This is a genomic window from Limnohabitans sp. TEGF004 (genome assembly GCF_027924965.1).
GTDB lineage: Bacteria > Pseudomonadota > Gammaproteobacteria > Burkholderiales > Burkholderiaceae_C > Limnohabitans.
In genome coordinates, this window is sequence record NZ_AP027056.1 from 1232647 (window position 1) to 1244589 (window position 11943).

Here is an 11943-nt window from a genome sequence, read left to right on the forward strand (position 1 = left end):
TACATCGCTGCGCGACGAATGGCGCCGCCTTGGCTCACCCCAACCCACTGGCTTTAAGGCGAGTTAACGTGCTAATTCGCGGGATTAGGTGTGATGTAAGCGTGCTAGGCCCGCCGCAACCCCGAGCTAAAGAGATGAAGCTATCTCAACGTAAGAAGAACCTCAGTCCGTAGGAATTTCGTGCAGCTGCGTGGGGGCAGCTTCACGCTTCACGTACTTAAAAGTTGCCGTCGCGTGGGCACATGCTTTGCCTTCTGCGTCGTACAACGTACCTTCTGTAAATGCCATGCTGCCCGTGCGGTGCATCAAACGGCCCTTGGCAGTCAAAGTACCTTTTGCAGGCTGCATAAACGAGGTTTTCATCTCGATGGTGACCACGCCCATGCCTTTGTCCACACTGCGGGCTGCCGTGGCCAGGGTCACGTCTAGCAGTGTCATCACCGCCCCGCCATGCGTCACATTGAACGAGTTCATGTGCTCAGGCTCGGGGGTGTAGCGCAGCTCGGACTGTCCTTCATCAAAGAACACCAGCTCAAAACCCAAATGGTCGACAAACGGGATGTAGGCGCCAAAGCTTTCTTGCATGGTGTTCTCCTTGAGGTGTTACAGAACTTCGAAGATACCCGCAGCACCCATGCCGCCGCCGATACACATGGTCACGCACACGCGTTTGGCGCCACGGCGTTTGCCTTCGATCAGGGCGTGGCCTACCAAGCGCTGGCCGCTCACGCCGTAGGGGTGGCCCACCGCAATCGCACCACCATTGACGTTGAGGCGGTCATCGGGGATGCCCAGTTTGTCGCGGCAGTAAAGCACTTGCACGGCAAAGGCTTCGTTGAGTTCCCACAGGTCAATGTCACCCACACTCAGGCCTAAGCGATTGAGTACTTTGGGGATGGCGTACACGGGGCCAATACCCATTTCGTCTGGCTCGCAACCTGCCACGGCAAAGCCGAGGAAGCGGCCAAGAGGTTTCAGGCCGCGTTTGCTTGCCAGCTCTTCGCTCATAACTACGCAAGCGCCTGCGCCGTCTGAGAACTGGCTGGCGTTACCGGCAGAAATCAACCCACCGGGCATGGCTGATTTGAGGTTGGCCAAAGCTTCGACGGTGGAGCCTTCGCGAATGCCCTCGTCCTTGCTGACCGTGACTTGCTTGGTCATCAAGCCCATCACTTTGTCGGCAATACCGGCTTTGACAGTGATGGCGGCAATTTCTGCATCAAACAAACCAGCCGATTGCGCAGCAAAAGCACGTTGCTGGCTGCGTGCGCCATATTCGTCCATGGCTTCGCGGCCAATGTTGTATTTCTTGGCCACATGTTCAGCGGTTTGCAGCATGTTCCAGTACATCTCTGGCTTTTTCTTTTGCAATGCCAAGTCGACCAACATGTGTTGGTTCATCTCTTGTTGCACGCACGAAATGCTTTCCACGCCACCGGCCACATACACATCGCCCTCGCCTGCAATGATGCGTTGCGCGGCGGTGGCAATGGTTTGCAAGCCTGAAGAGCAAAAACGGTTGATGGTCATGCCCGACACCGACACAGGGCAATCAGCCATCAGTGCGATTTGGCGGGCAATGTTGGTGCCGGTTGCGCCTTCGGGCAAGGCGCAGCCCATGATGACGTCGTCCACCTCGGCGGCTTCAATGCCGGCGCGTGCAATGGCGTGTTTGACGACGTGACCACCCAAGGTCGCGCCATGGGTCATGTTGAAAGAGCCCTTCCAGCTTTTGGCAAGCGGTGTGCGGGCGGTAGAGACGATGACAGCGTTGGTCATAGGGATTCCTTAATTCTGTGTTCAGTTGAAGGTTTTGCCTTCGGCGGCGAGCTCGGCGAGCAAAGGTGCTGGCTTCCAAAACTCGGCGTCATCGTGGGGGTTGGTGGCAAAGCGCTGCATGGCTTGCACCACGTTAAACAGGCCCAACTCGTCGGCATAGTTCATAGGGCCACCGCGGAAGATGGGGAAGCCGTAACCGCTGATGTAGACCATGTCGATGTCGCTGGCCTTGCTGGCAATGCCTTCCGCCAAGATGTGGGCAGCTTCGTTCACCAAAGCAAAGTTCAGGCGTTGCACGATTTCTTCGTCGCTGATCTTGCGCGGTTTGATGCCGAGCGATTCGCGGTGTTTCGCAATCATGGCCTCCACGTCTTTGTTCGGGATCGCATCGCGTTTGCCTGGCTTGTAGTCGTACCAGCCCGCACCCGTCTTTTGACCAAAGCGGCCTTGTTCGCACAACAGGTCGGCTGTTTTGCTGTAGCGACGTGTGGGGTTTTCTGCGTATTGGCGTTTGCGGATGGCCCAGCCAATGTCGTTGCCTGCCAAGTCACCCATGCGGAATGGGCCCATGGCCCAGCCAAATTTCTCAAGGGCACGGTCCACCTGCGCAGGGGTGCAGCCTTCGTCCAGCAAAAAGCCAGCTTGGCGACCGTATTGGTCAATCATGCGGTTGCCAATGAAGCCATCGCACACGCCTGAGAGCACGGCAATTTTTTTGATTTTCTTGGCCACGTCCATCGCGGTGGCTAGCACGTCTTTGGCGGTGTCTTTGCCACGCACCACTTCGAGCAGTTTCATCACGTTGGCGGGGCTGAAGAAGTGCAAGCCCACCACGTCTTGCGGACGCTTGGTGAAGTTGGCGATTTTGTTCAGATCCAAGGTCGAGGTGTTGGACGCCAAAATCGCGCCCGGCTTCATCACAGCATCGAGTTGTTTGAACACCGCTTCTTTGACGCCCATGTCTTCAAACACGGCTTCAATGACGAGGTCGGCATTTTTGATGTCGTCGTAGCTCAGTGTGGTGCTGAGCAGCGCCATGCGCTGGGCTGCTTTGTCTTCTTTGAGTTTGCCTTTTTTGACGCGGTCTTCGTAGTTTTTCTTGATCGTGGCTACGCCACGGTCCAAGGCTTCTTGCTTGGTTTCAATCATCTTGACTGCAATGCCTGCATTCAAGAAGTTCATGGCAATGCCGCCGCCCATGGTGCCTGCACCAATGATGGCCACGAGTTTGATGTCACGCACTGGTGTGTCGCTGGGTACATCGGCAATCTTGCTGGCCGCCCGTTGTGCGCCAAACAAGTGGCGCAAAGCACGGCTCTCAGGCGTCCACATGAGGTTGATGAACTGCTCACGCTCGTACATCATGCCTTCGTCAAACTTCTTCTTGGTGGCCATTTCCACGGCGTCCACCGCTTTGGGTGGCGCTGGGTAGTTCTTGGCCATGCCTTTGACCATGTTGCGTGCGAACTGAAAGTACGCGTCGCCCAGTGGATGCTTGCAAGGCAAGTCACGCACTTTGGGCAGTGGACGCACATCAGCCACTTCACGGGCGTAGGCCAAAGCCTCGTCCATCAGGCTTTGTGGCGACATGGCCATTTGGTCAAACAGCTTTTGGCCAGGCAACATGCTGAGCATGTCGCTTTTGATGGCTTCGCCGCTCACGATCATGTTCAACGCGGGCTCTACGCCCAACGCGCGTGGCAAACGTTGTGTGCCGCCTGCGCCAGGAATCAAGCCGAGCTTTACTTCGGGCATGCTGATGCTGGTGCCCGGTGCGCAAATGCGGTAATGGCAACCCAGAGCCAGCTCTAAGCCACCGCCCATCACCACGGTGTGCATGGCGGCCACCACGGGCTTGCTGCAGTTTTCTACGCAAGCAATCACGCTCAACAAATTGGGCTCTTGGAAGGCTTTGGGTGAGCCAAATTCACGCACATCTGCACCACCCGAAAAGGCTTTGCCGTGGCCGGTGATGACCACCGCTTTCACCGCGGCATCAGCTTGCGCTTGCGCAATGCCTGCCACAACGGCGCGGCGGGTCTCGAGCCCCATGCCGTTGACTGGCGGGTTGTTCAAAGTGATCACAGCAACATCGCCGTGTACTTGGTAGTCTGCACTCATTGCATTTCCTTCATTAAACGAATTGGTCGGGTTAAACGGTGGGCAGCTTGTAGTCTTTGAGCAGCTCGCGTAATTTGGTTTTGAGCATCTTGCCCGTGGCCCCAATCGGGATGGCATCGACAAACACCACGTCGTCTGGGATTTGCCACTTGGCAGTCTTGCCCTCGTAGAAAGCCAGCAGTTCTTCACGGCTCACTTGTGCGTCGGGCTTTTTCACCACGGCCACGATGGGGCGCTCGTCCCACTTAGGATGCGCCACGCCAATGCAAGCGGCCATGGCCACAGCGGGGTGAGCCACGGCAATGTTTTCAATGTCGATGGAGCTGATCCATTCGCCGCCCGACTTGATGACGTCTTTGCTGCGGTCGGTGATTTGCATGAAACCATCGGCGTCGATGGTGGCCACGTCGCCTGTGGGGAACCAGTCTTGCCCGTCTTTGTCTTTCACCAGCGGGTTGCCTTCGCCTTTGTAGTAGTTGGCTACCACCCAAGGGCCGCGCACCAACAAGTCGCCATAGGCTTTGCCGTCGTGAGGTTGCTCGTCGCCAGCGTCATTGACGATCTTCATGTCGACGCCGTAAATCGCACGGCCTTGCTTCATCAGCAATTTCATTTGCTCTTCTTTGGGCAACTTAAGGTGCTTATTCTTCAGTGTGCACAAAGTGCCCAAGGGGCTGAGCTCGGTCATGCCCCAAGCGTGCAACACCTCTACGCCGTAGTCGTCGCGGAAGGCATCAATCATGGCGGGTGGGCAAGCCGAGCCACCAATGACGGTGCGCTTCAAGGTAGAGAACTTCAAGCCATGGGGCTTCATGTGCCCGAGCAACATTTGCCACACCGTGGGCACGCCAGCGGCGTAGGTGACGCCTTCGTTCTCAATCATTTCGTAAACCGATTTGCCGTCCATGCCGGGGCCTGGAAACACCAGCTTGGCACCGGTGAGCGCTGCGCTGTAGGGGATGCCCCAAGCATTGACGTGGAACATAGGCACCACTGGAAGGATGGCATCACGCGCAGAGATGCACATCACATCGGGCAAAGCTGCTGCGTAGGCGTGCAAGGTGGTGGAGCGGTGGCTGTACAGCGCTGCCTTGGGGTTGCCCGTGGTGCCGCTGGTGTAGCACATGCTTGATGCCGTGTTCTCGTCAAACACCGGCCATTGGTAGCTGGTGCTTTGAGTGCCCATCCAAGCTTCGTAACTGATGAGGTTAGGAATGCCCGTGTCTGCTGGCAGTTTGTCCGCATCGCACATCGCCACCCAATGTTTGACTGATGTGCACTTGCTGTGCACGGCTTGAACGATGGGCAAAAAGGTCATGTCAAAACACAGCACTTGGTCTTCAGCGTGGTTGACGATCCACGCAATTTGCTCTGGGTGCAGGCGTGGGTTGATGGTGTGTAACACGCGGCCTGAACCGCTGACACCAAAGTAAAGCTCAAGGTGGCGGTAGCCGTTCCAAGCGATGGTGGCCACGCGGTCGCTGAAACCCAGTTTCATACCGTCGAGTGCATTGGCCACTTGGCGCGAGCGGCGCGCCACATCAGACCAGGTGTAGCGATGAATATCGCCCTCGACGCGGCGTGACACCACCTCACCATCGCCATGGTGTTTGTCTGCAAACTCAATCAGGCTTGAGATGAGCAGCGGTTGGTTTTGCATCAGTCCTAGCATGGTGTCTCCTTGTTTTTACTTTTCCGCACGATCGTGCTTTTTTCTGTATTGTGCCAAGTCTTTGTGTATTTTTCGGGAAAGCCCACAAAAAACCAGCCTATGGATAACCCGAGACAATGCAGGCCATGTTTCACCACCCTGACCTTCCGATTGCCGATCTACCTTGGATGCGTGCGTCTGGGTCTGGGTTTGCTTCATTGGGCGAAGCCTTCGCGACGCCAACCAATCCAACACCGTTGCCTGCAGCCCATTGGGTTGGTTGCAACGAGGCATTGCGCAATGAACTGGCCTTGCCAGATGACTTGTGGCAGCAGCAAGAAGCGTTAGAGCTGTTCACGGGCAACCGACTAGTCGCCAACCAGCCCACCTACGCCAGCGTCTACAGCGGCCACCAGTTTGGCCAATGGGCTGGTCAGCTGGGCGATGGACGTGCCTTGAATCTTGGCTCTGTGCAAACGCCCAGTGGCCTGCAAGAGCTTCAGCTCAAAGGCGCAGGCCCCACGCCCTACTCTCGCCGTGGCGATGGCCGGGCGGTGTTGAGGTCGAGCATTCGTGAGTTTTTGGCAAGCGAAGCCATGCATGGCTTGGGTATTCCCACCACGCGGGCTTTGTGCGTGACCGGCTCACCCGCCCATGTGCGACGTGAAGAAGTAGAAACCGCCGCCGTCGTGACACGCGTAGCACCTAGCTTTGTGCGCTTTGGGCACTTCGAGCATTTCGCTTCCAACGGCCAAATCGAAGAACTGCGCGCCTTGGCCGACCATTTGGTGACAGCACACTTCCCCGCGCTACAAGACAAACAAGGCGCTGAGCGCTATGTGGCCTTGCTACACGAAGTCACCCAGCGCACCGCCGTCCTGATGGCTCAATGGCAAGCCGTTGGCTTTTGCCACGGTGTGATGAACACCGACAACATGAGCATCCTCGGCCTAACGCTCGACTACGGCCCGTTCCAATACTTAGACGGTTTTGACGCCAACCACATTTGCAACCACTCTGACCATCAAGGTCGCTATGCCTACGCACGTCAGCCGCAAATTGCTTACTGGAATTTGTTCTGCCTAGGTCAAGCCCTGATGCCGTTGATTGACGAACAAGCTCCCGCCTTGGCTGCACTGGAAAGCTACAAACAAGCCTTTCCCGAAGCGATGGACCAGCGCATGCGCAACAAGCTGGGCCTGAGCGGCGCACACGAGGGCGACCGCGCCTTGGTGGAAGACTTGCTGCAAGCCCTGCAACAAGACCGCGTGGACTACACCGTGTTTTGGCGCAGGCTCAGCATTGCGGTACTCGAATCAGCCCACAACACCCATGCGTTTGAACCTGTGCGTGACATCTTTCTGCACCGCGAAGTGTTTGATGCTTGGTGCGCTCGCTACCTAGAGCGCTTAGGCGCGGCCAACCGCCAAGCCACAGGCGACGCCATGCTGCGCACCAACCCCAAATACATTTTGCGCAACCACTTGGGCGAGCTGGCCATTCGACAAGCCAAGGCAGGCAACTTTGCGATGGTGCAAGACCTGCTGCAAGTGCTACACGCCCCCTTTGACGAACACCCCACCTACGAAGCTTGGGCTGGCCTTGCGCCAGAATGGGCTTCATCCATCGAAATCAGCTGCTCCTCATGACCCTCCAAAAAACCGAACAAGAATGGCGCGACCTGCTGGCCGCCAAAAACGCAGAACCTGTGGCCTTTGAGGTCACACGCAAAGCCGCCACCGAGCGTCCGTTCACCGGCAAATACGAAGACCATTGGGCCCCAGGCAGCTACCACTGCATGTGTTGTGACGCCAAACTGTTCGATGCGTCGACCAAGTTTGACGCAGGCTGCGGCTGGCCCAGCTTTCACACCGCGGCCAGCGAAGAAGCGATTGCCGAGCACCGCGACACCAGCCACGGCATGGTGCGTGTGGAAACCGTGTGTAGCCAATGCGGTGCGCACTTGGGCCATGTGTTCAACGACGGCCCTGCCCCCACCGGTTTGCGCTATTGCATGAACTCGGCTTCGTTAGACTTCGTGCCTAACAAATAAAGCGTTTATGAAATTATTGCTCGACTTCTTCCCCATCCTTTTGTTTTTTGGCACCTTCAAAGCGTGGGGCATCATGGCCGCCACGGCTGTGGCCATTGCCGCTACCTTGGTTCAAATTGGCTATTTGCGTTACAAAAATGGTTTTGTAGAACCTATGCAATGGGTCAGCCTTGGCGTCATCGTGGTGTTTGGCGGCGCCACGCTGCTCACCCAAGACGAGACCTTCATCAAGTGGAAACCCACCGTCTTGTACTGGCTCATGGGCAGTGCTTTGTGGGTCGGTCACTTTGTGTTCAAGCGCAATTTCATCCAGCAACTCATGGGTGCTCAGGTGGCGTTGCCTGCACACGCTTGGGGCGTGTTGTTGCACAGCTGGGCCTGCTTCTTTGCAGTCATGGGCTGCATCAACATTTGGGTGGCCAACCACTTTGACACCGACACGTGGGTGAGTTTCAAACTCTTTGGCGGTTTGGGCTTGATGTTGGTGTTTGTCGTGGCTCAAGGCGTCTACATGAGTCGCTTCATCAAAGAGCAGCCTGAGGACTCAGCGTGAACATCACCGCACAAGCCCTGACACAGCGATTACAAGAACGCCTAAACCCCGCTTTTGTTGAAGTTTTAGACGAAAGTGCGGCGCACGCAGGCCATGTGGGGGCCAACGACAGCGGGTTTGGCACACACTTTCGCGTACGCATTCAAAGTGACATTTTTACAGGGCAATCGCGGGTTTCACGCCACCGCCTTGTGTATGATGCGTTGCAAGAATATATCGATCAGGGCTTGCATGCCTTGGCCATTGAAGTCATAGAAAACCCCTGAGACCTGACATGAAAAAGCAAATGATTTGGACCGCCGTTGCAGCCGCTGCGTTCGCAGCTTTGAGCATGGGCGCTAACGCGCAAAACATCGCCATCGTCAACGGCAAGGCTGTGCCGACCGCCCGTGCTGAAGCATTGGCTCAGCAAGTGGCGCGCTCTGGCCGCCCGATCACCCCTGAGGTGGAAGCCCAAATCAAAGAAGAAGTCATCGCTCGCGAAATCTTCATGCAAGAAGCACAAAAGCGCGGCTTAGATGCAACTGAAGAATACAAATCTCAAATCGAGTTGGCCCGTCAAACTATTTTGATTCGCGAGTTGTTTGCTGAATTCCAAAAGACTTCTGCGGTCACAGACGCAGATGTGCAAGCCGAATACGACAAGTTCGTGGCTGCCAACGGCGGCAAAGAGTACCGTGCTCGTCACATCTTGGTGGAAACACAAGCCCAAGCAGAAGCCATCCTCGCCAGCCTGAAAAAGAATGGTAAGTTTGAAGACATCGCCAAAAAGCAATCCAAAGACCCAGGTTCAGGCGCCAACGGTGGTGACCTCGATTGGGCTGCTCCTGGCAACTACGTCAAAGAATTCTCTGACGCCATGGTGGCTTTGAACAAAGGCCAAGTGTCTGCCCCCGTGCAAAGCCAGTTTGGTTTCCACATCATCCGTTTGGACGATGTGCGCGAAGCCCAGTTGCCTAAGCTCGAAGATGTGAAGCCACAAATCGTCCAACAAATGACACAACAACGCATGGCCGCTTTCCAACAAGAACTGCGCGCCAAAGCTAAGGTCGAGTAATCTCGCCTTTGCCCCATGCACACAGCGGCCTTCGGGCCGCTTTTGTTTTATCTAGATAATTAACGCCATGTCTTTGCTCAACCACCAACTTGAACTGCTTGCCCCCGCCCGTGATGCCGACATCGGTATTGCCGCCATTCATCACGGCGCAGACGCGGTTTACATCGGCGCTCCGGCCTTTGGTGCGCGAGCCAGCGCCTCCAACACCCTGCAAGACATCGAGCGCTTGTGCAAAGAAGCGCACCGCTTCAACAGCAAAATCTTCATCACCCTCAACACCATCTTGCGTGACGACGAGCTAGAAGCTGCGCAAAAAATGGCGTGGGATGTGTATCGCGCAGGTGCCGATGTGCTGATCGTGCAAGACATGGCATTTTTGGAACTGAACTTGCCGCCCATCCAGCTGCACGCCAGCACACAAACCGACATTCGCACGCCTGAGAAGGCGAAGTTCATGCAAGACGTGGGCTTCTCACAAATCGTGTTGGCCCGCGAGCTGACCCTGCCGCAAATCAAAGCCATCCACGATGTGCTCGATGCTGAACGATGCAACTTAGAGTTTTTTGTGCACGGCGCTTTATGCGTGGCCTACAGCGGCCAATGCTTCATCAGCCACGCCCACACAGGACGCAGCGCCAACCGTGGCGACTGCAGCCAAGCCTGTCGCCTGCCCTATCACGTCACCGATGCCCAAGGCCGCTTCATCGCACACGACAAGCATGTGCTCTCGATGAAGGACAACAACCAAAGCGAAAACCTCGCTGCCTTGGTGGATGCGGGTGTGCGCAGCTTCAAAATCGAAGGCCGCTACAAAGACATGGCTTATGTGAAGAACATCACCGGCCACTACCGCGTGTTGATGGACGAACTGATTGAAGCGCGCCAATACTCGGCCGATCCTGAGCGCCCCCCACTCAGCCGCGCATCGAGCGGCAACACCACGTTGTACTTCTCGCCCAACCCCGAACAAAACTTCAACCGCGAGTTCACCGACTACTTTGTGCAAGGCCGCAAAGAGGACATCGGCGCATTTGACTCGCCCAAGAACCCGGGCATTGTGTTGGGCGAAGTGATGGGCACAGGCCCGAATTGGCTGGAAGTGCAGCCCTATGACAAAGCCGCTGTGCTGCACAACGGTGATGGCCTGTGCTACTACGACCTGCAAAAAGAACTGGTGGGCGTGGCCATCAACCGCGCAGAGCCTAGCCCCAAAAAAGGCGTGTGGCGCTTGTACCCCAAAGACCCGATTGAAGGCTTTCGCGATTTGCGTGCGGGCATGGTCATCAACCGCAATCGCGACATGGATTGGGTGCGCGGGCTTGAGAAAACATCCAGCGAACGCCGCATTGGCGCATGGGTGGAGTTTTCTGAAATAGCGCAAGGGTTCGAGCTCAAGCTCACCGATGAAGACGGCCACACGGCCAGCGCGACTCTGAGCTGCACCAAAGAACTCGCCAAAGACGCGGTGCGCAACGACGCCAGCCTGCGCGAGCACTTGAGCAAGTTTGGCGCAACCGTGTTTGAAGTGCTCAACCTGCAAATCAATATCAGCCAGCCTTGGTTTGTGCCGGCCTCGTCACTCAACGCATTGCGCCGCGATGCCGTGGAGCAGTTGGAACTTGTGCGCCTGAAGGCCTATGACCGCCCGCAACGCGCCGCAGCCGTTGAGCCACCCGTGAGTTACCCCGAAGACTCGCTCACGTATTTGGCCAACGTCTACAACCAAAAAGCGCACGATTTTTACGCAAAACACGGTGTGAAAGTCATTGAGGCTGCTTATGAGAGCCACGAAGAACTAGGCGAAGCCAGCCTGATGATCACTAAACACTGTGTGCGTTTCAGCATGAGCTTGTGTCCCAAGCAAGCCAAAGGCGTCACAGGTGTGCAAGGCACGGTCAAGGCTGAGCCGCTGATGCTGATCAACGGCAGCGAAAAACTCACCTTGCGTTTTGACTGCAAGCCGTGTGAGATGCATGTGGTGGGCAAGATGAAAAAGTCGGTGCTCAACCAGCGCATCAAAGAGATGGCTGAGTCGCCCATCACGTTTTACAAAACGCGTCCTTAAAGCTCAGCCTCCAGAATGGCCAAGGTCTCGCTCTTCATCGGCCAAGTGCAAGCGCTGCCCGTGTCAGGCCGACCCACGGCCATGTACAAAACACAGGTGCAAGGCCCGATTGAATTGGGTGTTGAAGGTTTTGCTGGCGACAGTCACGCTGACCTGCGTGTACACGGTGGCCCCGAAAAAGCCGTGCATCTTTACCCCAGCACGCACTACGCCAAGCTGGCCGCACAGTTTGCCGATGTAGCCCCCTTGCTCGTGCCCGGCAGCATGGGCGAAAACATTGCCACGTCTGAACTAGACGAGCACGATGTGCATTTAGGTGATGTGTGGCAACTCGGTTCAGCACTGATTCAAGTCTGCCAACCACGCAACCCTTGCTGGAAGATTGATGAGCGCTTTGGCTGCGACGGCATGGCTTTGTTCATTGACCAACATCTGCTCACGGGTTGGTATTGGCGGGTGTTGCAAACCGGCACGGTCAACCCAAACGACAGTTTGGTGTTGCACGAGGCCGCAAGCCAAGCCCCTACTCTGCATCAAGCCATGACGCTTTGGCGTGAGCATCGCCCTGATCTTGATGCGTTAAGCCAGCTATCCGAAACACCCGACATTGCCAAGGTGTGGCAAGACAAAATCAAGCAGCGGGTGAGCTATTTGATGAAATAAA

Annotated in this window: 11 protein-coding genes; 7 read left to right on the forward strand and 4 right to left on the reverse strand. The window is 56.3% G+C overall.

Going from position 1 to position 11943, the window contains the following annotated elements; translation table 11 throughout:
• Positions 1–162: 162 nt before the first annotated feature.
• The 4 genes from LINBF2_RS06155 to LINBF2_RS06170 are packed head-to-tail and all read right to left on the reverse strand — an operon-like array spanning position 163 to position 5572.
• The gene (locus LINBF2_RS06155) at positions 163–585 is read right to left on the reverse strand and encodes a PaaI family thioesterase (RefSeq protein ID WP_104797419.1); all 423 of its coding nucleotides are present in this window, start codon (positions 583–585) and stop codon (positions 163–165) included.
• Positions 586–603: 18 nt separating this feature from the next.
• Positions 604–1779 carry an acetyl-CoA C-acyltransferase gene (locus LINBF2_RS06160; RefSeq protein WP_104797418.1) on the reverse strand — a complete coding sequence of 392 codons (1176 nt, stop codon included), beginning with the start codon at positions 1777–1779 and terminating at the stop codon, positions 604–606.
• Positions 1780–1800: 21 nt separating this feature from the next.
• On the reverse strand, positions 1801–3900 hold the full coding sequence (locus tag LINBF2_RS06165) for a 3-hydroxyacyl-CoA dehydrogenase NAD-binding domain-containing protein (protein WP_281891219.1): 2100 nt from the start codon (positions 3898–3900) through the stop codon (positions 1801–1803).
• A gap of 31 nt (positions 3901–3931) precedes the next feature.
• Positions 3932–5572: a 3-(methylthio)propionyl-CoA ligase gene (locus LINBF2_RS06170; RefSeq protein ID WP_281891220.1), complete on the reverse strand. Its 1641-nt coding sequence runs from the start codon at positions 5570–5572 to the stop codon at positions 3932–3934.
• Positions 5573–5697: 125 nt separating this feature from the next.
• On the opposite strand from LINBF2_RS06170, the gene LINBF2_RS06175 reads away from it, so the two are divergent.
• From LINBF2_RS06175 to LINBF2_RS06205, 7 genes are all read left to right on the forward strand, one after another.
• Positions 5698–7200 (forward strand): protein adenylyltransferase SelO, encoded by a 1503-nt coding sequence (locus LINBF2_RS06175; RefSeq protein WP_281891221.1) that lies wholly within the window; start codon positions 5698–5700, stop codon positions 7198–7200.
• Positions 7197–7604, forward strand: coding sequence for a peptide-methionine (R)-S-oxide reductase MsrB (gene msrB, locus LINBF2_RS06180; protein WP_104797415.1), 408 nt, complete (start codon positions 7197–7199; stop codon positions 7602–7604). The genes LINBF2_RS06175 and msrB overlap by 4 nt, the downstream gene beginning before the upstream one ends.
• A 7-nt stretch (positions 7605–7611) precedes the next feature.
• Positions 7612–8157, forward strand: a complete 546-nt coding sequence (locus LINBF2_RS06185; protein ID WP_104797414.1) for a septation protein A — start codon at positions 7612–7614, stop codon at positions 8155–8157.
• On the forward strand, positions 8154–8423 hold the full coding sequence (locus tag LINBF2_RS06190) for a BolA family protein (protein ID WP_281891222.1): 270 nt from the start codon (positions 8154–8156) through the stop codon (positions 8421–8423). The genes LINBF2_RS06185 and LINBF2_RS06190 overlap by 4 nt, the downstream gene beginning before the upstream one ends.
• 8 nt (positions 8424–8431) lie before the next feature.
• Positions 8432–9214 (forward strand): peptidylprolyl isomerase, encoded by a 783-nt coding sequence (locus LINBF2_RS06195; protein ID WP_281891223.1) that lies wholly within the window; start codon positions 8432–8434, stop codon positions 9212–9214.
• A gap of 67 nt (positions 9215–9281) precedes the next feature.
• Positions 9282–11279 carry a U32 family peptidase gene (locus tag LINBF2_RS06200; protein ID WP_281891224.1) on the forward strand — a complete coding sequence of 666 codons (1998 nt, stop codon included), beginning with the start codon at positions 9282–9284 and terminating at the stop codon, positions 11277–11279.
• A 15-nt stretch (positions 11280–11294) separates the two neighbouring features.
• Positions 11295–11942 carry an MOSC domain-containing protein gene (locus LINBF2_RS06205; protein WP_281891225.1) on the forward strand — a complete coding sequence of 216 codons (648 nt, stop codon included), beginning with the start codon at positions 11295–11297 and terminating at the stop codon, positions 11940–11942.
• The last annotated feature ends 1 nt before the right edge of the window (position 11943 follow it).